Source organism: Pseudomonas tructae (assembly GCF_004214895.1).
Classification (GTDB): domain Bacteria; phylum Pseudomonadota; class Gammaproteobacteria; order Pseudomonadales; family Pseudomonadaceae; genus Aquipseudomonas; species Aquipseudomonas tructae.
Genome location: NZ_CP035952.1, coordinates 3,894,447 through 3,916,848 on the forward strand (window position 1 = coordinate 3,894,447; position 22,402 = coordinate 3,916,848).

33 protein-coding genes are annotated in these 22,402 nt (G+C 60.5%); 1 reads left to right on the forward strand and 32 read right to left on the reverse strand.

Going from position 1 to position 22,402, the window contains the following annotated elements; all coding sequences use genetic code 11:
• Position 1 precedes the first annotated feature (1 nt).
• The 21 genes from EXN22_RS17815 to EXN22_RS17910 form a co-directional block, all read right to left on the reverse strand.
• Positions 2 to 751, reverse strand: a complete 750-nt coding sequence (locus EXN22_RS17815; protein ID WP_130265306.1) for a phage minor tail protein L — start codon at positions 749 to 751, stop codon at positions 2 to 4.
• Positions 748 to 1,086: a phage tail protein gene (locus tag EXN22_RS17820; RefSeq protein ID WP_130265307.1), complete on the reverse strand. Its 339-nt coding sequence runs from the start codon at positions 1,084 to 1,086 to the stop codon at positions 748 to 750. Before EXN22_RS17820 ends, EXN22_RS17815 begins: the two co-directional genes overlap by 4 nt.
• Before the next feature lie 2 nt (positions 1,087 to 1,088).
• Positions 1,089 to 4,364 (reverse strand): phage tail tape measure protein, encoded by a 3,276-nt coding sequence (locus EXN22_RS17825; RefSeq protein ID WP_130265308.1) that lies wholly within the window; start codon positions 4,362 to 4,364, stop codon positions 1,089 to 1,091.
• A 40-nt stretch (positions 4,365 to 4,404) separates the two neighbouring features.
• Entirely contained in the window at positions 4,405 to 4,647 is a 243-nt protein-coding gene (locus EXN22_RS26440) for a hypothetical protein (protein WP_130265309.1), read from the reverse strand.
• Positions 4,644 to 4,988, reverse strand: a complete 345-nt coding sequence (locus tag EXN22_RS17835; protein ID WP_130265310.1) for a hypothetical protein — start codon at positions 4,986 to 4,988, stop codon at positions 4,644 to 4,646. The genes EXN22_RS26440 and EXN22_RS17835 overlap by 4 nt, the downstream gene beginning before the upstream one ends.
• A 40-nt stretch (positions 4,989 to 5,028) precedes the next feature.
• Positions 5,029 to 5,529: a hypothetical protein gene (locus EXN22_RS17840; protein ID WP_130265311.1), complete on the reverse strand. Its 501-nt coding sequence runs from the start codon at positions 5,527 to 5,529 to the stop codon at positions 5,029 to 5,031.
• Between the two features lie 55 nt (positions 5,530 to 5,584).
• The gene (locus EXN22_RS17845; RefSeq protein ID WP_130265312.1) at positions 5,585 to 5,971 is read right to left on the reverse strand and encodes a DUF3168 domain-containing protein; all 387 of its coding nucleotides are present in this window, start codon (positions 5,969 to 5,971) and stop codon (positions 5,585 to 5,587) included.
• Positions 5,964 to 6,536 (reverse strand): HK97 gp10 family phage protein, encoded by a 573-nt coding sequence (locus EXN22_RS17850; RefSeq protein WP_130265313.1) that lies wholly within the window; start codon positions 6,534 to 6,536, stop codon positions 5,964 to 5,966. The genes EXN22_RS17845 and EXN22_RS17850 overlap by 8 nt, the downstream gene beginning before the upstream one ends.
• A 3-nt stretch (positions 6,537 to 6,539) precedes the next feature.
• The gene (locus tag EXN22_RS26215; RefSeq protein WP_165392233.1) at positions 6,540 to 6,710 is read right to left on the reverse strand and encodes a hypothetical protein; all 171 of its coding nucleotides are present in this window, start codon (positions 6,708 to 6,710) and stop codon (positions 6,540 to 6,542) included.
• Positions 6,711 to 6,719: 9 nt separating this feature from the next.
• Positions 6,720 to 7,040, reverse strand: coding sequence for a phage head closure protein (locus EXN22_RS17855; RefSeq protein WP_130265314.1), 321 nt, complete (start codon positions 7,038 to 7,040; stop codon positions 6,720 to 6,722).
• Positions 7,040 to 7,339, reverse strand: coding sequence for a head-tail connector protein (locus EXN22_RS17860; RefSeq protein WP_130265315.1), 300 nt, complete (start codon positions 7,337 to 7,339; stop codon positions 7,040 to 7,042). Before EXN22_RS17860 ends, EXN22_RS17855 begins: the two co-directional genes overlap by 1 nt.
• Entirely contained in the window at positions 7,340 to 7,696 is a 357-nt protein-coding gene (locus tag EXN22_RS17865; protein ID WP_130265316.1) for a hypothetical protein, read from the reverse strand.
• A gap of 54 nt (positions 7,697 to 7,750) precedes the next feature.
• Positions 7,751 to 8,950 (reverse strand): phage major capsid protein, encoded by a 1,200-nt coding sequence (locus EXN22_RS17870; protein WP_130265317.1) that lies wholly within the window; start codon positions 8,948 to 8,950, stop codon positions 7,751 to 7,753.
• Entirely contained in the window at positions 8,947 to 9,588 is a 642-nt protein-coding gene (locus EXN22_RS17875) for an HK97 family phage prohead protease (RefSeq protein WP_130265318.1), read from the reverse strand. The genes EXN22_RS17870 and EXN22_RS17875 overlap by 4 nt, the downstream gene beginning before the upstream one ends.
• Positions 9,575 to 10,789, reverse strand: coding sequence for a phage portal protein (locus tag EXN22_RS17880; protein ID WP_130265319.1), 1,215 nt, complete (start codon positions 10,787 to 10,789; stop codon positions 9,575 to 9,577). The genes EXN22_RS17875 and EXN22_RS17880 overlap by 14 nt, the downstream gene beginning before the upstream one ends.
• Positions 10,790 to 10,791: 2 nt before the next feature.
• Complete coding sequence (locus tag EXN22_RS17885; protein ID WP_177414033.1) at positions 10,792 to 12,477, reverse strand: terminase large subunit; 1,686 nt, start codon at positions 12,475 to 12,477, stop codon at positions 10,792 to 10,794.
• The gene (locus EXN22_RS17890) at positions 12,477 to 13,019 is read right to left on the reverse strand and encodes a terminase small subunit (protein WP_130265321.1); all 543 of its coding nucleotides are present in this window, start codon (positions 13,017 to 13,019) and stop codon (positions 12,477 to 12,479) included. The genes EXN22_RS17885 and EXN22_RS17890 overlap by 1 nt, the downstream gene beginning before the upstream one ends.
• 158 nt (positions 13,020 to 13,177) lie before the next feature.
• Positions 13,178 to 13,516: an HNH endonuclease gene (locus EXN22_RS17895; protein ID WP_130265322.1), complete on the reverse strand. Its 339-nt coding sequence runs from the start codon at positions 13,514 to 13,516 to the stop codon at positions 13,178 to 13,180.
• Positions 13,516 to 13,830, reverse strand: coding sequence for a phage holin, lambda family (locus tag EXN22_RS17900; RefSeq protein ID WP_407691934.1), 315 nt, complete (start codon positions 13,828 to 13,830; stop codon positions 13,516 to 13,518). Before EXN22_RS17900 ends, EXN22_RS17895 begins: the two co-directional genes overlap by 1 nt.
• A 93-nt stretch (positions 13,831 to 13,923) precedes the next feature.
• Entirely contained in the window at positions 13,924 to 14,223 is a 300-nt protein-coding gene (locus tag EXN22_RS17905; RefSeq protein ID WP_130265323.1) for a hypothetical protein, read from the reverse strand.
• Positions 14,224 to 14,349: 126 nt separating this feature from the next.
• Positions 14,350 to 14,574: a hypothetical protein gene (locus EXN22_RS17910; RefSeq protein ID WP_130265324.1), complete on the reverse strand. Its 225-nt coding sequence runs from the start codon at positions 14,572 to 14,574 to the stop codon at positions 14,350 to 14,352.
• Positions 14,575 to 15,048: 474 nt separating this feature from the next.
• Between EXN22_RS17910 and EXN22_RS17915 the strand changes: the two genes are divergently transcribed.
• Positions 15,049 to 15,465 carry a hypothetical protein gene (locus EXN22_RS17915; protein WP_130265325.1) on the forward strand — a complete coding sequence of 139 codons (417 nt, stop codon included), beginning with the start codon at positions 15,049 to 15,051 and terminating at the stop codon, positions 15,463 to 15,465.
• Between the two features lie 210 nt (positions 15,466 to 15,675).
• Here the strand turns inward: EXN22_RS17915 and EXN22_RS17920 are convergent, their stop codons facing one another.
• The 11 genes from EXN22_RS17920 to EXN22_RS17970 all read right to left on the reverse strand — a co-directional run bounded on the left by EXN22_RS17920 (position 15,676) and on the right by EXN22_RS17970 (position 21,979).
• Positions 15,676 to 16,257, reverse strand: a complete 582-nt coding sequence (locus EXN22_RS17920) for a hypothetical protein (protein ID WP_130265326.1) — start codon at positions 16,255 to 16,257, stop codon at positions 15,676 to 15,678.
• A gap of 92 nt (positions 16,258 to 16,349) precedes the next feature.
• Positions 16,350 to 16,736 carry an antiterminator Q family protein gene (locus EXN22_RS17925; RefSeq protein ID WP_130265327.1) on the reverse strand — a complete coding sequence of 129 codons (387 nt, stop codon included), beginning with the start codon at positions 16,734 to 16,736 and terminating at the stop codon, positions 16,350 to 16,352.
• Positions 16,733 to 17,020, reverse strand: coding sequence for a hypothetical protein (locus tag EXN22_RS17930; protein WP_130265328.1), 288 nt, complete (start codon positions 17,018 to 17,020; stop codon positions 16,733 to 16,735). Before EXN22_RS17930 ends, EXN22_RS17925 begins: the two co-directional genes overlap by 4 nt.
• Positions 17,013 to 18,404 carry a replicative DNA helicase gene (locus tag EXN22_RS17935; protein ID WP_130265329.1) on the reverse strand — a complete coding sequence of 464 codons (1,392 nt, stop codon included), beginning with the start codon at positions 18,402 to 18,404 and terminating at the stop codon, positions 17,013 to 17,015. Before EXN22_RS17935 ends, EXN22_RS17930 begins: the two co-directional genes overlap by 8 nt.
• Positions 18,401 to 19,201 (reverse strand): ATP-binding protein, encoded by an 801-nt coding sequence (locus tag EXN22_RS17940; protein ID WP_130265330.1) that lies wholly within the window; start codon positions 19,199 to 19,201, stop codon positions 18,401 to 18,403. Before EXN22_RS17940 ends, EXN22_RS17935 begins: the two co-directional genes overlap by 4 nt.
• Positions 19,182 to 19,934 carry a helix-turn-helix domain-containing protein gene (locus EXN22_RS17945; RefSeq protein WP_218567652.1) on the reverse strand — a complete coding sequence of 251 codons (753 nt, stop codon included), beginning with the start codon at positions 19,932 to 19,934 and terminating at the stop codon, positions 19,182 to 19,184. The genes EXN22_RS17940 and EXN22_RS17945 overlap by 20 nt, the downstream gene beginning before the upstream one ends.
• A gap of 3 nt (positions 19,935 to 19,937) precedes the next feature.
• Complete coding sequence (locus EXN22_RS17950) at positions 19,938 to 20,165, reverse strand: hypothetical protein (protein ID WP_130265331.1); 228 nt, start codon at positions 20,163 to 20,165, stop codon at positions 19,938 to 19,940.
• A complete protein-coding gene (locus EXN22_RS17955; protein ID WP_130265332.1) occupies positions 20,162 to 20,554 on the reverse strand; it encodes a hypothetical protein in 393 nt (130 codons plus the stop codon). Before EXN22_RS17955 ends, EXN22_RS17950 begins: the two co-directional genes overlap by 4 nt.
• Positions 20,551 to 21,273, reverse strand: a complete 723-nt coding sequence (locus EXN22_RS17960) for a Rha family transcriptional regulator (protein ID WP_130265333.1) — start codon at positions 21,271 to 21,273, stop codon at positions 20,551 to 20,553. Before EXN22_RS17960 ends, EXN22_RS17955 begins: the two co-directional genes overlap by 4 nt.
• Positions 21,270 to 21,650, reverse strand: a complete 381-nt coding sequence (locus EXN22_RS17965) for a hypothetical protein (protein ID WP_130265334.1) — start codon at positions 21,648 to 21,650, stop codon at positions 21,270 to 21,272. The genes EXN22_RS17960 and EXN22_RS17965 overlap by 4 nt, the downstream gene beginning before the upstream one ends.
• Positions 21,647 to 21,979 (reverse strand): hypothetical protein, encoded by a 333-nt coding sequence (locus EXN22_RS17970; protein WP_130265335.1) that lies wholly within the window; start codon positions 21,977 to 21,979, stop codon positions 21,647 to 21,649. Before EXN22_RS17970 ends, EXN22_RS17965 begins: the two co-directional genes overlap by 4 nt.
• Positions 21,980 to 22,402: the final 423 nt, after the last annotated feature.

A 22,402-nucleotide genomic window follows, 5' to 3' on the forward strand; every position in this document is an offset into this window, starting at 1 on the left:
GTCAGCTCCGTGCGATCAGGGATACGGCCGGGAAGCCGCCGAAGGGCAGTGGGTTGCCAATGCCGAAACGAGGCACGCATCCGGTGCCCAAGCAGCCATCGCACTCGTCCAGTTCAGGGTTGTCAGTGAGGTTGCCGTCCTTGTCACGGTACGGCCCCGTGTAGCCGCAGCTGGGTCCTCGGTAGCCATTGGTCATGGCCCAGTGGCACAGCGTGGTCATTTGCCTACCGATCGTTTCCCCGCCCACGTCGCCGGGGCTGGCCAGCTCCCAGGAAACCGTCTGACCGCTCTCCGATACTTTCTGGTCGACGTACCAAACCTCAATTCCTTCTTGGCTCGGGTCGGCTTCGGGGTTGCCATCCGGGAAGTTGGCTGCGTCCAGGAACTGCCCGAGCGTGTTCCGGATGGTCAGTTTGAACTCGAGTAGATCGTCGAAGGCTAAGCACAGCGCGGTGATCCGGCCATTCACGTTACCGACCGACAGCGTCGGGCGCACTGCGGTGCCGTCCGAGTTTGCTTCGATGCCATCGACCTTCAGCGGCCAGGCGCCGTACTCCTCGCCCTGCCACCAGATCGCCTTGGCGGGCAACTGATCCGCGTCAGCACCAGCATCAGCGAGCTCCTGTGGTGTGTGCGGAATGGCGTGGCCATGGAAGCGCAGCACATCGGCGCCGAAGTCTGAGCCGTCCAGCTCGAACAGCAGTACCTCGGAGCCTGGCTCCAGCTTCTGAATATGTGAAACCAGGCTCATGGGTGGTATGCCCTCTCGAAGGTCAGGTTGATTACGGCAATGCCGCCGGGTCGGCGTTGCTGGCCGATCCTTTCGCAGCGATACAGGCCCAACCCGCCGCCGGGCGGCGTCCACAGAAATGAGCGGAAGCCGCGGTGGGTGCGGATGAAGTCAACGATTGGCTTCACTTCCTCGGCAGCACCGCCAAAAGACAGTGTCCAGCTGTCGGTCTCGGCGTTGATCCCGTCTCCCACCACCTGGGCGTAGTTGTCGCCGAACTGCGACTTCCGGGTCTTCAGCATGCTCTCGCCGCTGGCCTCGTCATCAGGCGACCAGGTGAATGTCTCGATAGCCACTGCTACCTCCCCTTCGTGTTTCGATAGCTTGAACCGCCTGGGCGCCAAGAGGCGGCGATTGCGCGATCAGCGACACCCTGCATCTGTTGCTGAAGGTTCTGCTCGAGCGCGGCAGTATCGAGCTGCATGCCCTCCGAGCTGCGGTCTTCAACGGTGATGCTCATCGGAGCGTTGACCTGCACCACCGTCCCGCCACCCGGGTTGCCGCCAACGACCTGCACGCCCAGCGACCCATCCGCGCCGCGGGCGAGCGGCATGATTGCCTCCGGCCCTGCTTCCCCCGCAATGCCCAGGCCTCCGTTGGCCATGCCGAAGCTCGTGGGCTTGGTCAGCACGCTGTTGGTGAAGGCGCCGCCCTTGGCGAACATCTGCACACCGCCGTCCCACGCGCCCCCCAATGCCTGGAAATAGGCGCTGGAATAGCCGGCCTGGGAGGCGCCAAGGTTCGAGGAGACCGCGCCAGCAGAACCCGCCGGCAAGCCATTGCCACCGCCGAAGTAGCTACCAGCCGCCGAGATGCCCATACCTACCAAGCCGCTGAGCAACGAACTCGCGGCCTGCTGACTGGCGATCCGGGCCATGTCGCTGAGGATGCTGGCGGTGAAGTCCTTGAACTTCATCTTGCCGGTCATGGCGAAGTTCGCCAGCGAGGTGCTTGCCGAATCGAAGCCCGCTGTCAGAGTGCGATCCGTTGCGCCCGCCACGTCAGCTGCATCTGCCTTGATGTTGGCCCATGCCCGCCGTGCGCCGTTGCGGTAATCGCGCTGGGCTTCAAGACGGGCGCCGTGGCCATCCACCTCCATCTGCAGTTCGCGCGCCTGATAGTCGGCCAGGTCCGCCAAGCGTTCTTCATAGGCCTGCTGGCTGAGCCGGCGAGAAACGTCCTCTTGCTGCTCCTCCAGTTGACGGCGCGCCTCGGCGTACTTCTGCCGCACTGCGTTCAAACGGTCGGCCTGCTCGCGCTCGTCGTCGCCCATGCCGACCCCGGCCACGTCCGCGTTGATCGCGTCCTGCCGAGTCTGCAGCACCACCTCCATGGCTTTGCGGTAGGCCTCAGCACTGTTACGCCTCTGCTCTGCCAGCTTCCGTTCAGCCTCAGTACGCTGCTGAATGGTCGTATCGCCGTAGGCAGTGTTCAGGTTCTTGATGCCGAGCTCCATCTCGGCGGCGGTGATCTTGCCTGCCGCCTGAGCTTTGCGTAGCCCCTGCACGCCCTCGGTCAGATCCTCGAGGCGTTTTCTCTCAGGTAGCGCCCTGTCAATGATTGCGTCGAGCGCCTTGATCTCGTCATTCAGAGCCTTGGCGCGGCTCTTGCTACTGTCCGTGGCGTCCTTGTTGGCCTTCTTCTGTGACTCGATCGCGCTTGCCGCCGACAGAATCGCCTGCCGATCAGTCTCTGTAAGGTCGGCGTTCTCCGCGATGTGCCGGTTGGCGATCTTGATCGCATCACCATTGTCCTGAAGACCAGCCAACTGCTTCTGCAGCGTTTCAAGGTAGGTCTGTCCCGCCGAACTCATGCCAGCCTTGGCGGCATTGTTGGCGTGGGTGGCCGACGTGTTCTGCTCCGTAACCCCAGTCAGCACGCGCAGGGTCTCGGCGATCAGGCCCGAACGCTGATCGGCGTCACTGACCGCGCCAGCCTGGGTGATCCACTGCTGCACCGTGTTAGCCGGCAGGTTCAGGCGTTCGCCTACTTCGCGAAGTACCGGCGACAGGTCAGACCCAGCCGCACGGGCCTCCTTCAGCCGGTCGACCACCTCCTGGTAGGCGCGTAACTGCTGACCGTACTGGCCGCCTGAGTCTCTGGCCGGCGCTGTGACCACAGCCTGGCGGATAGACTGGGCCAGACCACCATAGGCGCTGCGCACCGCATCAGCGGCACCAACCTGTTCCTGCTGCCATTTGACCAGCGAGGCCTCGCGCTGGTCGCGATTGAGCTTGGCGAATTCCTCGCGCAGCTGTGAAACCGGCTTGTGCATGTCCTCCAGGCTGATACCGGCTTGGTCTGCGTTGTTGCTCAGCATTAGAAAGCTGGCCGCCGCTGTGCCAGCCAGCAGCGCCAGGCCCATCGGCCCACCTAAGATTCCGAGCAGACTGGCGCCCACAGTGCGAAGACCAGCCTGGGCAGTGGCTACCGCTGCGGTGGCCACTGCTTCGCGCTGCCGGGCTTGAGCCAGCTGGATAGACATCTGCGTCTGAACTGCCGTGCCACGCGCTGCAGCGGCCTCGCGAGCGGCAAGGATAGTCACGGTTTCGGCCTTGCGTTGGTCGGCAATAGCCGCCTGCAGCACGGCCTCGGCCTGGGCGATACGCGCCGCCCGCTCCGCCAGAGCAGCCTTCACAGCCAGCCCAGATTTCGCTACGTAGTTGGTCAATGCCGCAACGCCCGCGCCGGCCATGGCCACGGCCACCAGGTCGACGTTGTCGGCCAGGGTAATGAGTACGCTTGAAAGGCCTGCAACGGCGCCGGTCTGTTCTTCCATGCCGCCCAGGAATACTTGGATGGCGTTACTGATATTCACCATGGCGTCTTGAACGCTGGTGGACATATCCGCTGCCGCTTTTCGATTCACTTCAACTGTGCGTAGCAGGCCCGTATTGATGTCATCGATAGACAGCTTGCCCTGAACGCCGAGCTTGCGAACTTCATCGGCGCTCTTTCCGGTCGCGCTGGCGATAGCATCGACGATTGTCGGCATTGCGCTCTGGATCGAAACCCAGCCATCAGCTTCCACTTTGCCAGTCTGCAGCGCCTTCGAGTAGGCATCCAGAGCAGAACCAGCCTTATCGGCAGCCGCGGCGTTGGTTACCAGCAGGAAGCTAAAGCTGTCAGTAATGTCGAGCGTCTGCTGGGTGTTGAAGCCGAGGCTACGCATCACATCTGCAGTGCGGATGTACAGCTCCTGGGCTTCAGCCAAGGGGCGGTAAGTATCCTGGGCGGTTTTTAGTAGGTGCTCCTGCACCATCTGATATTCGCCGGCACTGCCAGCGGCAACCTTCATCCTGTCGGACATCTGCCCGTAAGCGTCGACCTGCTTGATGATGCCGCCGATCAGGCCGGCGCCAGCCACAGCAGCGAACGCGCCGCGCATGAGCACGCCTGCGGATTGGGCTGCGGCCCCTGCCCTGTCAAAAGCCGAATCGACGGTTGCCAGGTTGCGGTCGATCGCCTGCGTGCTGCGCGCAACCACTTGGTCAGCGTTCGCCAACTCCCGGCGCAATTGGGCAGTGGTCGCCTCGATCTGGACCAACATCCCCTGGACTTGCTGATCAGCCATGCATTTCTCCAAGCACAAAAAACCGCCCGCAGGCGGCGAACTACTCTTCTCGGCGGCCCCGGAAGAAGGACTTCAGCTTGTCGGCTACACTCACCGGCCTGGGCGACGCGGCGCGCTGGCCAGAAGGCTGACCCTGGGCCTGGCCTCGACCAGTCCAGTCAAGCCTTGCATCAAGGGCGAGCATGATCTGGGGGATTGGGGTACGCCACGCAGCCTCAGGCGGCCAGCCAAGCCAGCCGGTGGCCACGCCGAAAAGATAGTCGACGTAGCTGCCGTCCTTCACTGCGCTGTGCTGCCCGCCTCTTCCTTTCCCCGGGCGGCCACGCTCGGCGGTACTGGATTGAGTAGCACGGTGATGAAATCAGTCAGGCGAGCCGACACCTTCGCCACGCCGGTCTGGAACACCTCAGCGGCGACCTGGGCATGCTGGTCGGCCTGCAGGCCGGCGCCGGCGATGATGATGTCGGCGCTGGCAGCGATGCCCATCAACCGCATCGACTCGAGCGCAGCGCGCAGACCGCCGAACCGGCTTTCGATCAATAGCGCCGCCTCGAGGGTCGGGCGCAGGGTGTAAGTTCGAGCACCGACCACCAGGGTGGTGGTGCCATACAGAGCTTCGCTCATGGGGGTCTCTCAACTGAGGACAGGGCCGTAGCCCCATCAATCAAGGGGTGGCCGGACCGGCCACGATCTCGAGGATGTCGGTGTTAATGCCGAGCGTGATGTTGCGGCGCACCACGTTGTCGGCAGAGCCTGCGGCCACGGTGTTGTTCATCACCTTCACCGCGAAGTAGAACGTGGTCGGCAGGATGGGCGGAGTCGCGCCCGGGTCGCCGTCGTTGAGCGTGACCTTGATGTTGTAGTTGCCCTTGGTGCGGTCCTTGTGTGCGACGGCGACGGCCTTCTGGCCGATGTCGCCGTTGTCCAGGCCCACGGTCAGGGTCATGTTGCCGGCGTCAGCGGTGCCCTTGTACTTACGCACCCGGCCATCCGCCAGGGAGGTGAAGTTCACCGGGTTGAAGGTGTCGCCGAACTCGCCCAGGTCTTCGATCTCGCCCACATCGACGTAGGTGTCGGCCTTGTATTCGGTTTCAGTGTCGGCGCCGGTCTTGCCGCCAATCGCAAGGCGGCAGCCGGCGGCTGTATTGAGGTTGTCATCGGCCATGGGGGTTCCTCCAAAGGCACATTGGATAAAAGCCGCGGCGCGGCCGGTGTTGAATTCAATGGGTGGTGATCACGCGAACCGTGATCGAACCCTGGTAGGTGATGCCGTCGGCGTCCCGCTGGGCGTCAGCCTGCTCGACGCGCACCGACACGGCGCGGCCGATGGCCAGCGGCAGCCGGCGCTCATCCAGGGCGTTGATGATCTCGCCGTTGATGCGCTTGACCTCGGCCTGGCCTATGGCATCGGACCACACCGACAGGTAGATCAGGCGCTGCTCACGCTTGCGCCCCGCAATCGGTCGAGAGTTCGTCGAGATTTCCCGGTCAATGGAGACGTATGGCTTCGGCGTGTTCATCGGCACGCCGTCGAAGATCGGGCAGCTGACCTCTGCCTCGAGGCGAGCAAACAGCGCCTCCTGCAATGCAACCGATGGATCAGCCACTCCCTACCCCCTGACTTGCTTTGCGCAACGTGCGGGTGACCGCCGCCTCGATCTCTGCCAGAACGAACTCCCGATTAACCTGCATCGCAGGCCTGAGCCATGGGTGAGCTGGCCTGGCTGGGATATCCGGGTACTTGCCGAAGAAGGTGGTGCCGTCACTTTTGTTTTTCGTATCGCGGCGCCCAAGTCGGTTCTTACCGCTGAGTTTCGAGCGATCACGATTGGTGGTGTGTATGCCCGACACCGCGTTGATATCGGCTCGGTGGTACAGCTTGCCGGAGTAACCTTTCGTGCCGTACTCCAGGAACCGCAAGTAGAAATAGCGCTGGTTATTGAGCTTGCCCCGCAATCCAACCTCGGCGTTTAACCCGCTTGCGGAAACAAACGCCGTCAGGGCTCCGGCAGCTGCACCAGTGCCCTTAGGAACCAAGTCCTTCATTGTCTGCAACACACGGTCGGCGCCACTCTGCATGGCTGGCTTAAGCTCGTTATCCATCATGGTGTGGATGTTGCGCAGCGTGCGCCGGAGCTTGAAGTCTCCCGACATCCTGGAACGGCGGGCCATGGCCTACTCCTTCGCCGAACCAGCCTTGGCTGGGGCGGCGGGTTTACCGGGGACCTCCTCGGCGTAGCCGCGGGCAATCAGCCCCTTGCCGACTTCAGCCGTTACATCGAAGGTCTCGCCCTTCGTCCGCTCGCCGACAGCGCCGGAGAGCGGGCCCAGTGCTCGAATCTTCATTGGTACACCTCATGGGTTGGGAATGGTGGAACACAGCAGGCGCTGCATCGTGCGGTCGTTGTCCAGCAATGCAGCCTCGACCTTGTAGGTGACGCCATCGCACGCCAGGCGCCAGCCAGCAACGATGTCTGCCCGGGGCCTGATGCGGATTTCCGCACTGATCACCGCCTGCAGCTGTTCAGCGACTGGAGTGACACGGCCGGTTGGCATGGTGATTTCCGCCCAGACTTTACCGGCATCCAGCCAGGTCTCAGTGGCACCGCCAGAAGCATTCTTCTGTCGGTGCGGCTTCGTCACCACGCACCGGTGTTTAAGGGGGCCTGCTCTCATCAGAATCGCTTCCTGTACCAGAGCAGCCTTTCGACCGCGAGAGGAACTGCGGTGGAGATGGTGCCAATGACCACGGCTTCGCGGTTTGCGTACCAGTGACCGACCAGTAGCAGGATCGCCTGCTCAACATCCGGGGTCATCCCCATCTCTTCTGGCCCGGCTGGATCGCCTTCGACCAATACACGATCACAATGCATCGCGACGTGCGCCTTGGCCGCCTCGATGTAGCCGATGATGATCGAGTCTTCTTCATCACCATCCAGGCGCAGGTGAAGCTTCACGCGGGACAGGTCGAGCATTTACTTGGCCTCAGCTGCTGCTTTGTCGGCAGCAGCCTTGTCAGCGGCGGCTTTATCGGCGGCCTCCTTTTCAGCAGCTGCTTTGTCTGCTGCGGCCTTCTCGGCAGCGGCTTTCTCAACTGCTGCTTTGTCGGCAGCAGCCTTGTCTTCCTTCGGAATTGCAGACTTGGTTTCCTTGGGCTTGACCACCCGCGGTTTGCCGTTGGCATCGAGCTCCACAGCCAGGCCCTTGCCGATTAGGGTGTGCGCGTACTCGTCATCAGCATCCTCGAAAGTCGCGCCGGCCTTTACCTTGTTCGAGTCGGCGCCAAGCAACAGGCCGTTACCCACGAAGCCCCACAGAATCTTGATTTTCATACTGCCTCCAGAAACGAAGAGGCCGGCAATGTGCCGGCCTTCGCAGTGGTTGAGTTATGCGCCAGTCGGGAACCGGCCTTTGACCAGGGCTTCCCTGCGGCGCACACCGAGACCCAGGCGCTCCTCGACCAGTAGCGCGCGTTCGTTCTTGATGAACTGATCGTTGATCAAGCCCATCTTGAACAGGAAAGACATACGGTCAAACAGCGTGGTGGAGCGCGCGAAGTTCGCGGTCAGGAACTCGCCGCCGGTGTCAGCATCGCCTTCGTCCATGCTGTCGGAGGTGATCACTGGGCGGCCCCAGAGGATTGGAGTAACCAGGCCTTGCAGGTTGGCGAACAGGTAGCGGTTCTCGCCATCCTTCTGCAGCTCGATGTTCATCCAGTCAAGCTCGGTCATTACCACGCCGTCGGCCGACATCTGCGATTGTTTGCGCACCTGGTAGATCGAACGGCGCACCAGGTCGATCGCGGTATCGCCGGCCTTGCTCAGCGCGGTGTTGTAGGCAGTCGCTTGGGTCATCAGGCCATTCAGGTTCTCGCCGGCACCGTCGCCCTTGAGAATCTGCGCCTCCTCCTCAAGCTTGAGGTCATAACGCAGCAGCTGCTGCAGGTAGGCGAACAGCTGAGGCACGTCATCCAGCGCTTCATCGGTGACCGGCATCCAGACCGCGATCTTCTTCACGCGGTCGGTTTCGGTAGTGAAGGTCACGTTGCTGGTCGGCTTCAGGCCGCCCTCGGCCACGGGCGCGGCACCGCGGGTGTGCACGTTCTCGCGGAAGTAGGTGTAGTTTTGACCAGACACCGGCACGGCGGTCAGCAGGTCACGGATGCGCAGCTCTTGGCGGATTCCAGGCTGGATCACCGGATCATACTGCGGCACCACAATGCCAGCACTGGTGACCTTCATTTCCTTCATGCTGGCCATGTCGGACTTGGTCACGTCGAGTTCGGCAAGGCCGCCACCCTTCTTCAGGGATTTGTAGCTCTCATCGCCCTGGATGAGGTCAATGAAGCTTTTGCCCTCGGTCGGCTGGCCGCGCAGCATGACGCCCTTCTGCTCCAGGTCCTGGACCTGGTCGATGACGCGCTGCAGCTCACCCTTCTGATTGTCGATCTGGCTCTTCAGGTCAGTAGTGACCTTGTTGCCCTTCTCGACCTCAGTGATGACTGCATCGTACTTGGTTTGCAGGCTCTCGAAGCCGCTCTTCAGCTGCAGCTCCAGGGAGTCCTTCAGTTCTTTTACTTCGCTCATGGCGATACTCCGAAATGGTGGGTGAACAGGTTGGAAATGTCTTTCAGCTCATCCACGATCGCCGTGGCCTCGCTTCCGCCGTCACGGCGTAGCGCGGGGTAGCCGAGCGAAGCGACTGCTGCCGCTTCCTTCTGCGAAAGCCCCATGCGTTCGCGCAGGGCATTCTCGAAAAGTCGAATGTCAGATTTCACAGTGAGGACATGCGCCTCAGGGTTCATGCCGAAAGGCACGAATGAGGCCTCCCAGAGCTCGGCCTCCTTGATGACTCGAACGCGCCGACCCGCCCGCTCTTCGAAGTCAGCTTTGATGGTGTTGAAGCCAATCGACATGCTGTCGAGAATCTCGGCCTTCATCAGCTCGTAGGCATCACGGGCATAGCTGACGGCCAGATTGACCTTGCCCTTCACCAGCAACCCATGGTCGTCCTGGGTGTAATCGGCGGCACCCACCAGCCGGGTGAGGTCGTGGTACAGCGCTAGCTTCAACTTGCCACTCCGGGTCGCCTTCACTTGGGTGAAGGCCCCAGGCAGGATGACGTCGTCGCCCAGGTCGACGTTGTTGAACACTGCGGCGTAACCTTCAAAGTTGCCGACGTCATCAACAGACTTGAGCTCAAACGGAACTTCAAGATTCGCCATTTTTGTCCATCTCCCACCGGGTTACCCGGTTGTATTCGTCGCCCTCCAGGGGAGGCAGGTTTTCCTTTACGCGGACTTCGTTGATGAACATCCAGCCGGAGCCGCCCGAGCCGCCCAGCGCCGCCTTGTAGTAGGCAGCACGCCCTGCGCTGTCCGCGCGCAGTAGGCCCTCTACCGCAAACTCGACGAAGCGGGAGGTGGATCGGTAAATCTTGTCGTTGAATTCGTCCTCCACCGCATCGATGAAAGGCTTCAAGCCGAAGGTGATGTACCCGGTCAGCTGCTGCTCAAGGTTCGAGCCCATGATCGAGGTCTTACCGGCGCGGTTGGCCAGCCAAAGCGGCACACCGTAGATGCCCGCCAGGGCCTCCTCCTGGAACTGCTGAGACTCGATGAACTGGGCGTCCTTCTGGCTGATACCCGCCGGGACGATCTTGGGGTTGCCTTGCAGGACGGCCATCTTGCCGATGTCGTCGGTGTCGGCCTTGCGCACATCAGGGAACTTCGCCATCACCTGGGCCTGCTGGGCCTGGGTCAGGAACTGTTCGTAGATCACGTACCCGCCAGTGAAGCCACCCTTGCGCATGAAGCGGGCCGACCACTGCTGCCCTGCCTTGGCCAGCCCCATGGTCTCGGCCTGGTGCTCGATGGGCGACAAACCGACAACGCCGTCGAGACTGAACAGCTTGAAGTGGAGCATGTGCTCTGGAGATACCGGGAATGGGTCACCCTTGCTGGGCGTTACCAAGTAGATGAGATCACCCTCGGCGTCGATGCTGACAGTCTTCCAGTCCAGCGGCACAAGACCGATCGGATCACCGTGGACATTGCGCTCGATCAGTGCGAACGCATTGCCACGTAACGCCATGTTCACGACTACGAACTTGAGGAAGTTCAGCATCGTCATGTAAGGGTTCGGCTTGCGCAGTAACTTGAGCATCCGATCATTGCCGGTAACCAGCTCCCGCCCGCCCTTCTTGTCCTCGTACAACTTCAGCGGCAAGCCGCTGAGAGACTCGGAAAGGATCTTGACGCAGGACCAAACCATGCTAATGGATAGCGCGGTTTTGGCTGTGACCCGAACTCCCGCCTTCGTACGCTTGCCGCCGACCTCAAGATCAACTTCGACGTAGTCGCCCGTGGCTGGATCGGTGTAGCCGAAAAATCCCCAGGTCCTGGGGTTGTACCATTTGAATGCCATGGTCAGCCTATTAGTCCGAAGAAGCCGTTATCCAGATAATCAGCCATGCCGCCCTGGGCTTCAGGGTTGAGGGCCATGAGCGTCACGGCGTTAAACAGGGCCATCAGCGGGTCAATCTTCGCTGAGCCGCTGGCCTGCTTGGTGATGAGGATGGCGTTGCCTCGCGGCTCGACCCGGGCATTGCCACAGCACCAGGCCATCATGGGCTGGCCGCCGTGCCACAGCCCGCCCTCGGCAAGCTTCCGCTCGGCAGTTTTGATTGCGCCTCCTAAGGTGTAACCCTGCTTCACGCCGCCAATTTTCTCGCGGGGGATACCCTTGAGCTCCAAGGCATCAAGGATCGCGCCGATCCCTACTGGGTCGAGCCCAACTTGGTCGAGCAGGCCGGCCTCCTCCACCTCAGCGACAAGATCGGCAATCTGGTCCACGTCATCGCCGATACGTTCAACCAGGGTCAGGTGTCCGTCCTGGGCGAAGTCTCGTATACGAGGAGCCTCAGCCTTGCGGCGCTCCAGCACTGAGGGGTGCGCCCAGGCGTGAGTCCAGACCAGCCAGCGCCGACTTTCTCGCTCACGCCCCACCGCGGCGAAGCCGAGCAAGTCATCAAGGCCGCCGCCATCGATGCCGATGTCGATCACCTCGCAACGCTCGATCAGATCCTCCAGCGTTCGGCAACTCTTCGAAACCTGCTGCTCCCAGTAGTCGGCGCCGGCCCAGCGATCCGAAAGCAGTGCCAAGCCGATTTCAACGTTGAGGTGCTTTGCCAGAAAGCCTCGGAACGACTCTTCACCATCCATCTGCGCCTGGGCATAGCCTCGCTCAATGAACGGCTCGTCGACCGACAGCCCCAGGTTGGGGTTGGTGATGTAGGCGTTCGAGAAGTCTCGATGGGCGCCCACGTCGAGCAAGGCCTTCGGAAACTCATACAGAACCGGCAGGAACGATTTATCGACGATCTCACCGTCCCGAACCTTGCGGGCATACATCAACTTCTGCCGGAACACCCCAGCAGGTGGAGCATCGGACTGAGTCGTTGCCCAGATGATGAAACCTTCAGGGCGGGAAGCCAGCCCGCCGGTAGCCTCACGAAGCATCGCTTCGGCGTTGTTCCGCTTGCCGAACACCCAGAGCTCATCGATGAAAACGCCAATGGCCTTCTTGCCAGACACTGTCTCGCTGTCGGCAGCTACCACCTTAAGGGTGGCGTTTGTCTGGTGATGGGTCACGGTGCGGATGTGATCCTGCACCTTGAGGAGCGCCGAAAGCTCCTCGTCGGCCCGAACCATGTCGCGGATCGGGATGTAGGAGTTGTCGGCAATCTCCTTGGTCGGCGCCAAGATGATGAATTCGCCCGATGGCCGCCAGTTGAGGATCAGCGCTGTGAGCATGATCCCCGCAGCGATGGTCGACTTACCGTTCTTTTTACTGATCAACAGCATGAACTCGCTGACCAGGCGCCGGCCTTCGTCAGGGTCATAGGCACCGAAGATCGCCGCAACGAACTGGTTGACCCAATCGCGGACCGTCTCGCACATCAGCGGGCTGCCAGTGGCATCGACCATCCGCAGTGCGCCGAACACTTCCAGGGCTTCTTCAGCCTCGGTCGGGAACAGCGGGTCGAAGGGAATCAGGCTCTGGCGCGCAACGATGCGCTGCTCCCAGTCGGGGCATGCAGTTGTCCACTCCATCACTTCACCGCTCGCAGCGGGCCGCGGCGGGCGCCGAACTTGCCAGACGCTGCATCAGCAGCCTTCTCTTTTGCCTGCTCTTTCTTCCCGCTCTCGCCTTTCCGGGGGTGTACGAAGGGCATCAAGGCCTTCGCCGCGTCCACACGAAGCTTCGCCTCGGTGCCCATGTCGTTCATGACAGCGAGCAGGAAGTCTTTCGGGTCCTTGTGAGACAGCGCTCGAGAGAGGTCAAAGCCAGCTGGCTCCCACTCACCCTCAACGCTTTGAGCATCAGCTGCGGGGCCTGACGACGGCGAATCAAGGGTGGGCCTGACGTCCCCACCTTTAGCATCGCCTTTAACATCCGCTTTAACATCGCCCGGCATAAGACCGAGCGCTCGAAGCTTGTTCACCTCGGCAACGACATCGGGGTCCTTGGCCAGCCGCGACCCAGCTGCAGACGCCGATTTTTCTGGGCATCCAGCCGCAATGGCTGCGTCTCGATTGGACGCGCCTCCCCTGAGAGCGTCAACGAATCGGCGCTTTTTGGGTGTTAAAGCCATTTAACAAAAATCCTGTGAGGGAAAAAAATCTGTGCATGGGGTCGAGGGCGGTCTAGCTAGATGAGAATCGCTATATTTCGACCTCCCCCCACCAAAGAAGCACGCCATTGACGTGCTTCGGAAGCGCCCCAGCCGACCTCGCGCCATTTCTATGACGGTCAGCCCGCTAGGCCAGCAGCCTCCTCGGCCTGCTTGACCGAGTCGTGGCAGGGCTTGCACAACGGCTGCCAGTTACCCTGATCCCAGAAGAGGTTCATGTCGCCGCGGTGCGCCACGACGTGGTCGACAACCCCGGCTGCAACTGTGTGGCCTTGCCGAGCGCAGTAGACGCACAGCGGGTTGTCCCGCAGGTACTGCTCTCTCGCCTTCTGCCACTTGTAGCCGTAGCCACGCTGGGTGCTGGTCTTGTCGCCTCGCCAGCTGCCTGGGGTGACGGCCTTCAGCCGAGAGCTTTGCCCTTCCTTAACTCGGGAGCCGAGCGTCTTGAGCCTGGCCATCAGCCTTCAACCTTCCGACTCATGAACCGGTCGGAATACTCGCGCAGCTTCTCCACGCCGATGAAGCCGACCATGCAGCCAGCGAATACAGCGAGGTTGGTGGGCAGCGAGAAGTACTCGAGCACTGGCATCAGGCTCGTGCCGATCAAGCCGCACAGGATTCCTTCAAGGAACATCTTGCGGCGACCGCCACCACCGTAGATAACGCGACACATCGCAACAGCTGCGGCTGTTCCGCCGGTATACAGCTGCGGCTGATGGGCGATCGCCCAGGCAATCACTGCGGCCCACAGGCCGGGGTCCTTCTCGGGCATGTTTGGCATCTCGTTTCCTCCCGTTCCAGGGAGCACAAATGAAAAAGGCCCACCGTATGGGGGCCTTGGGGTTTACGATGCAGGATCGGATGGTTAACCGTGTGCAAGGAAAGGGTTGTTGAGTAAAGCTTTGCGCTTCTTGACCCCATCTAGGTACTCATAACCATTCCAGGTGACGCGAACGATGACGGATCCGTTGCTCTCGACTTCAATAAATCCTGCATCAGCGAGCAGCCAAACATGACCTGCGACTAGGTATTCCGGCCACTCCTGCTGCTTGTCAACCGACAAGTTGTTGTACAGCTCGCTCACTGACATATTTAGCGTCCAATCGGACGTGCCAGTCACGCAGTAATGCAAGATTGACGCAAGCAAATCAGGGCTTCTTTCCATAGGTTTCCTCGTCAGCGCTGACTGCGCAACGAGATGGTATCCGAAGCCGCCTAGAAAATAAAAAGTCCTGGCAGTAGTCGAGACCTAGAAACGACAAAGCCCCGCAGTGCGGGGCCTTGGCCGAGGTTAAACCTCTTGTCGAGTGGGGATCGTGCCGTTTGCCATAATGCCGCACCAGATGGAGATGATTGGTGTAGCAAAGCAGGTGAAGCCATACATTAGGAGCTGTTTGATCATCAGGTTATCCTCAGTTGTGTGTTGCATGATCGCGATGAGTTGTTCTGGTTTGGAGCTGAGAGCGGTCAATATGACCGCGAGAATGAACAAGATCGCCAACTGGGAGGCCGTCATGGCCGGATTCGAACCGTTTGATCCCCGGAAACTGGGTGGCAGGTAGTCATCCCTGCTCGTGGTCACATGATACCAATGTTCAGGCCAGATCTAAACAAACAAGCCCGAATTTTTAGCAGGGCTTTCGGGGCCACTCCTCACCACACGCAGAAATGATAGGAGGGGCAGTGTTGCTCAGACGCTCAATGGCAACTAAAAAGTGCAGAGGGCCGGTGCTTACCCGGCTTGATGGGCTGGATCGCCGGGTCACGTACCCCCGCCTCTCATCGCGTTGCCGATCAGGGAGCGCACTTTGATCGGCGCCACTACCGACTTAGCCCAGCTGCCTGGGCGCGTCATCTGCAGAAACGAAAAAGCCCAGCGCAATGGCCGGGCTTACTGTCAAAACTCTGACTTTTAACACAAATTTCGCATATCAGGCTCTACCGGATGTAACTGGCCTGTGCTCTTGTATCCAAACTGAAGAACATCAACATGATCATCGCGGAGATGGTTCAACCAGAGCGTCAAGGAAGCTACTTCAGCGCCCACCTCAGATCGGTGGGAATCCAAACTGCGACGGTTCTCTGGCTGGTTGAAGAAATCGGCCAATCTGTGGCCGGAGCGCTCATCTGCGACTTTGAAATACCAGCAGGACTCACCCTCAACATCTACAAACCGCCCAAGCTCGGTTTCTTCTGCTTTGTAGCGTTTAAGGAAGTGGACGTGGAGATCGCCAGCCTGATCATCATCCGACTCTCTGCCTACCGTGACTACCGGCACCGCTCCCCTTGCAACGGCGAGGAGCTTTTCCTGAAGCCTCAATCGGATTTCATCGGTCTGCTCGGCCGTGAGAGAGTTCGAGCAAAGAGGAAGCCCTTTCGTAACCCCTTCCAACTCTCCACCCTCTAACATCCACGTTAGCGCATTAAAGAGCGTCTGAACTTCGTCTGCAATTCCGTGATTCATCTATAGGCACTCGTTCCATTGAGTCTAGAGAATGATCTGTCGTAACCCAAAACGCAAAACCCCGGCTCATTGGCCGGGGTTTCTCTGTGTCGCGTTGTTGCAAGCTGGACACGCTGCTATGAAAGCAGGTGTTTATCCGTACTGAAAGCGATTTCAAGCACGAATCAAGATTTCGATCTGCGCCTCAGATACCTCGAAACGACGAGCCAATCCTCGTTTAGCTTCATCGATTGAAATCCCCTGCAAAATACTCCCACTCTCCTCGCTTTCGGCCGATGCCTCTGCTGCCTGGTAGTCATCTCCAGCAGCATGCGTATCCAGCATGGATGAAGAGATGTAGGTGGTAAATTTGAGGCGCTGGAGATCTCTCTGCGTGTTAATCCCGAAATCGCCCAGCGTCATGTACGCAACAGGATTGCGGTTACCATCCCACATATCGGGCACGGAGATCTCTGCGGATTTAGAAAACACGATCTTCTGACGGGCAGCATCTTCCTCCGACGGAACGATCTTCTCTATCTTGCCGATCATGAACGCGGTTTTATGTGGAGCTGATGGTCCACCCCAGCTTCCATTTCGATTCTGCACGCAAACCACGTACTCGCATTTCGCAGCGCGGGACGCATCCATACGCCATGCGTTGCTACCGCCCTCCGCCCACAGGCGATCTTTACCCCTATTGGTAAACACTACGACGCAGCGGGTGCTTGCGACACTGGCCTCAGGTGACAACATACAGATCCACTCCTTGAAAAGTGAAGCTACCCTAACACTAAAAAGACACTAGTCAATCACTAGCGCAGTGTCCGAATAGCTCCATGGGATAGCTACTCCAGGGTCACCCCTGACTGCAGCGCCCCATCAATCCATGCCACTCCCGCCTTTATCAGCTCCCAGGCTTTCCGCTCGGACATATCATTCTCTCGCCCGATTCGGTTAGCCGGCCACTTCGCGCCGAAGTAAAACCACACGAAGTCGCCCATCTGCTGATTGCGCTTGATCAGCTTGGCCAGGGCTCCGTCCACCAGCTCTGCGACTTCATCCTTGATCGTGTAGCTCTTGGTGGTTGATATAAGGTTGGCCTGGCTCATCACCGCCGCCATCTGCGAGACGTATCCAGGCACGCCCATCCCATCCATCCGCCACCAGCCCCATTGCTCCAGCAGGTACTCAGTGTCGCCCAGGGGCTTGTCCAGGTAAGTTCGTTTCTTCATGCAGCCCTCCGTGGGGTCGGATCTTGGTCAAGGCCGAACAGCTCTCGCAGTAGCTTGTTGGCATGTTTGTTCTTGGCGTTGCCTTCGGTGATCCAGCTCTTTGCGAACTGCTCGAAGCCGATACTCGCTCTGGTGCCGTGCCAGTCGGCGACGATGTCCATCAGCGCTGCCGAGGCAATACGGCCATTGGTCTGCTCCAGCAGCATTCGGTTGCCGACCTTGAGGAACTTGCGCTCAACATCGGTCAAGCTCTTGCGCGGCAGGGCCGCAGTTACGTTACCCATGGGGTTTGTCTCCCTTGTAGCGACTGGCATAGCTCCCCCGCGCCATCTCGACCTCATCGTCGGTTAGCATGCGGTTGTCTGCGAAGTTGGCGAATCGACCAAACTGGCCCTCCTGCTGGAGAACACAGCTACCCACGCGGGCATGCCGACACTTGGTCATCAAGATCTCGGTGAGGCCGTTCTGCCCCTCCTCGGTGTCCATGTCGCGGTGCACCATCAGAATGCAGCTGGCGTCGGCCTCTATCTCGCCCGAGTCGCGCAGGTCGCTCGACTGAGGCTTCTTCCCGGGACGCTTGGTAGAGTCGCGGTTGAGCTGGGCCAGCTCGATGACGGGAATACCCATCTCCTTGGCCAGTTGCAGCAGCGCCTTGCTGATCTTTCCGACCTCCTCGCTCCGGGTACGACCTTGACGCTCGCTTCGCACCAGCCCCAAGTAATCCACCACGATTCCGGCAAGCCCATGCTCACGCTGGCACCGCCTGGCGGTTGCGCGGATGCTGGCCGGGGTTTGAACTGGCTCATCGCAGACGAAGAGAGGGGCTTCTAGCGCGATGGCCACGGCATTGGACATCCTTGACCAGTCGTCATCCTGCATCTTCACCGGATCATCCAGCTTGCGCAGGTCCACACCGCCCAACGACGCGATAGCCCGCAGACCGAGCTCCTCGCCTGGCATCTCAATGGAAAACACCAGCCAGGGCTTACGCACCTTGATCGCGTTGTGCTGAGCAATCTGCAGCGCCAGCGTGGTCTTCCCGCTACCTGGAAGTCCCGCAACGACCGTGACCTTCTTCGGGCGGATGCCCTGCACCAGGTCGTCCAGGTCAGCCAGCCCCGTCGACGGCCACTTGGGCGCGACACCGCGATACTTCTCGTCCACGAGATCAGCGGCATCGCCCATCCACTGATCCAGCCGCTTGAAGCCTTTCGCTTCACCGTCGAGACTGCGTAGATCGGCCATGGCCTGCTGCGACGCGGCGATCACCTCTGCGGTTGGTGCGCCGGCCTGAACCAGCTCTTGCGCCTGGCCAGCGATGTCGAAAATGCGGCGGATCACCCCCCACTCCTTGACGTGCTTGGCGTAGGTCCGCCAGTTGGCTATCGACGGCACGTTGTTCGTGATCTCGGCCGCGTAGGCTATGGTGAACTGGCCGCTAGGCAGAGAGCGCTGAATCGAGCCTATGGTGACTGGGTCAACCGGCACACCCTGGTCATGGATACCAAGGATTACCTCAAACAGCGCCGCGTTGTCGGCGTGGTAGAAGTCGCCCGATTCCATTTGGCCGAGGATGTCCTCAACCAAGCCGGCGTCCTGCTGCAGGGAGGCCTGCATGACCGCCCCCAACACACCGTGCTCAGCCTCGATGCTGAATAGCTCCCTCATGCACAGGCCCTCATCGAGGACCAGGTGAAACCGACCGCCATGCCGCCGTTCTGGCGCAGACGGTCCAGGGCGCGGTCGCCGATGTAGGACTTCAGGTTCTCGCGGGCCAGATTGCTGATCAGCACCGTCGGCAGCACGGCCTGGTAACGGCGATCAATGATGGCGTGTAGCAGGCCCAGCTCGTAGTCACTGCCCTTCTGACAACCAACCTCATCGATCACCAGCAAGTCCAGGCCGCCCAGATGCACCACCACGTCGCGATCGGTATAGCCCGACCCCGGCACCATCGAGGCGCGGGCGATGCTGATGATGTCGCTTGCGGGGACGATCAGCGCCCTGCACTGGTCAGCCACCACAGTGCGCACAATCGCGCTGCCCAAGTGGGTCTTCCCGCAGCCGACATTGCCGGTCAGCAGCAGCGATCGGCCGGCGCGGAAGTGGCTCGGGAACTGCTCGGCATAGTCCCGGCACTTGGCCAGGGCCTTGTGGTGCTGGTCGGACTCGGCGACATACCCATCGAACGTGGCGTCGGCGAAGCGCGGCGTGATCCCAGCGCAGATCAGTGCGGCAGTGGTCCGCTCGGCATCGGCCTGGACCCTGGCCAGGGCGTAGGGCTCGCTGTCACGGGGAGCCATGTGCAAGGCCTCCCACTGGCAGCGCTTGCAGCCACGCGCCAGCATCGATCCGTCCAGTTGCTCGACCTCACTCATGTCGACTTCGCCGTGGACTGGGCACTCGCCAGCGAAAGCGCGCTTGGCCGGGGTGCGATGGAAGAGATCAGAAATTTGCGCGGCCATCGTGGCTCTCCTGGTACATGTCGGGGGTGTGTTGCGGGAGGTCGTTGAAGGACCCGGGGCGGGCGCCGCCGGCTGGCTGCAGAACGTCGTGCCAGCGCTCACCGTTGAGCCAGGTGGCCGGGTTCGGGATGAACTGTCCGCCATCCTTGGTCCAGTCGAGGGATGCACAGTGGTTGGCCAGGACGGCGATCATGGCGGCCTGGAGGTCAGCGTCGGGGTTGAGTTTGTTCCAAGCCTTGAGGGCGTCCTTGCGGCTTTTCTTCTTCGGGTACAGCTTCCAGAATTTCTCGAATCCAGCGTCCACTTCTGTGCCTGATGCACGTAAGTCTTTAACCCTCTTTGTATTACTCATAGATGTATTACTCCCCTTCGTGTTTTCCGAAGGGGGTTCGCCGCCTTTTCCGAAGGGGTTCACAGCGTTTTCCGAAGGGGTCTTCGGTTTTTCGAAGGGGTTGGAAAGGCGAATCCGGCGCTCGACGACCCGCTTGCCTTCCCTGATCTGGTCGATATTGATCAGGCCGCGCTCTGCCAGCCCGCTGATGATCTCGGACACCCGAGACACCGACAGGCCGAAGAACTCTGCGAAGTGAGCGTTGGTGGCGTAGCAGCCACGAACGTCATCCTCGAGACTACCGATCTCCACCAGCATCACCTTCTCGTTTGTCGACAGCGAATGGTCCAGCCACAACGAGGCGGGGATCCAAACGCCCTGGAACTTGCGTTGCGTGCTCACAGGTCAGATCTCCAGCTCAGCGGTCACCCGCTTGATGAATTCGTCGTAGCTCTCGCTCATCACCAGGCCTTGGTCTTCCAGGGCGGCCCGGTAGGCCTTCGCGCTCCCGTAGAGCACCCAACGCTCGCGCTCGGGCAGATCACGGAAGCCGGCATAGCTTGGCCACGGGCCGCTGATGATCGCGGCGCCAGCACGCTGCTGCGCCAGGGCGGGATTTGGGATCGTGATCATTGCAAGGTCTCCCCGGTTGCGTTGGTGCGTCGGACTGGGAGCGCTGGAAGGCTGCTCGCCGGCGGCAGGTAGTAGACACAGGCGTCGGGCCCTAGCAGCGCCCGGATCGCCGTCTCCATGCGCCGTTTGGCGCTGTTCTTGGCCAGCCGCGCGCGGCGGTACAGCTCGTAAGAGTCAGCCGTGTAGGCGATCACCGGGCCGTACGCGGGGTTGTCAGGGTCAATGCGCCGCCGTTGCGGCTCAGGCTCTCCAGTCGCCTGGAAGAACGCCGAGTATTCGTCGTTCAGGCGCTCGCGAAGTAGCCGCATCTGGGCCTGGACCTGATAGAAAGCCACCGCTCGTTCGGCCACCAGCTGCGTCAGCTGGGCCTTGGTCAGGTTCTTCTTCATGGATGCACCTTCCCAGTCAGCCGGAACCGGCCATTGAAGTAGGGGTGGCTGGCCTGGGTGCTGTTTACCATCGCGCACTCGTCGACGAAGCGCTTGAACGCTGCAGTGACAAGGCTCTTCGTCCAGACCAGGTACTGCGATCCCTTCGCGTCCTCGTGGCCATTCCGGACCATGCCGGCGGAGTTCGGGGCGTGCGGCCATTCCTTGAGCACGTAGTCCACGACCGCGCCCGACAGCCCATGACGCGCCAGCATCGCGGCCTTGACGCCGGTCAGCGACAGGCAGTTCTGCGGGCAGTGGTCCCAGACCGTGGTCTGGCTGAGGTCTTCAATCCGACGCTCGATCCGCTCCAGCGCCACCTGCTGCTCACGCTGCTGGCGCTCAACAGCCACCAAGTGGTTGGCGTTGGCCGCCGTGATCTCGGCCTGCGTCATCGGGCGGCCTGCCTGGCTCTCTAGCTCTTGCCAGCGATCGACAAGAGCAGCCGTGAACTCCGGCGAGAGCTGCGCGACCACGACGAAGCTGTCGCGCTTGCACACTTGGTAAATTGCAACGCTCTGACCGAGGTGATTTTTAACTTCCGTCAATGGCGGGAGTTGAATTGTCCCTCGCTCCGCCAGCCTGGCAATCGAACGCTTCACGTCGTCATGCCGCGAGCCGACCAGCTCGGCGATCTCTTGCGAGGACATAGTCGGGGTGTTTGTAGTGACCAGGTTCATGCAGCACCTCCCGCGCCACGATTTCGGGAAGTTGGTTTTTGTGGCGCGGAGCGCGGCAAGGAGTGGAGCTTGTACTCGGCGTTCTGGCTCTCTTCGTGAAGGCGCCCGGCGGTGTCAGCAAGATGTTGAATCAGCCAGCCAGTGCTGGTTAGAGAACCACTGCTGATCTCACCAGTAGTGCCCACCCAAGCCAAAAGCTCGCCCATCGCCGCGATGCCAGATGTCAGTAGGCTGGCGGTTTGAGAAGCCGCATCGCTAATGGTCTGCAATTGTTCAGCCTGCTCGGCAGTCAAACACGCCCCTTTCTCCCAGGCTGAGGGAAACTGCTGGTCGACACGCACCAACAAATCGTCGAAGCACGGTACTGGCTTGCTCATGGTTGCCCCTCCGCATTCCCGGCCGACACGCCTTTTTGAATGCTCCAAACAAGCGTGGAAACGGTCTCGCTCAGGAATTTCAAGGCTTCCATTGCATCGCAGAAAACCGGCTCGCCAAAATTTAGCGAGTCATGGACGTGCTGGCACAGTTGCGCCGCTCCGGACGAAAGAACCTTGGCAGTATGCAAGGCGTCCTCGGCGTTGACGCCAGCCTCCACCTTGAGCAGATATAGGCCGCGGTTGTCGATCGGAGTGTCGAGGAATGAAGTCTCGACTGTCTTGGTGGGTTGCGTCGGTGATTGAGCGGTGGTATTTTTTGGGTGCGACATAGCGCATCTCCTATTTGCATAGCGATGTGTATCCAAGACCTCCTGGCAGAGGTCGGTTAAAAGCCCGCCTGGCAGCGGGTTTTTTTGTGCCCTGAATTTGGGTAAACCCCATCATCCACGGAACAAAAAATATGCAACCCCCTCACCCGAGAGGGCCTTTGGCTTACCCTGGGCGGGGATGCCGAATGAATGTTCGTGCGCGCATATCACAGCTCCAAAATTTGCAAGTCACACCCTATGAGTGGTCAGGCAGTGCCCCTCATAAGGAAAGAAATTTCTCTGAAATCTCGAATTGTCATATAAGCCGTATCTTTCGGCAGGTATGCCGCACAAATTGTGGATTTTGGGTTACTGCGCATTGCGCGGGTATTCTCCGTAAGCGCTCCCACCATACGATCTGGTCTGGCCGGATGGCTTTTAACC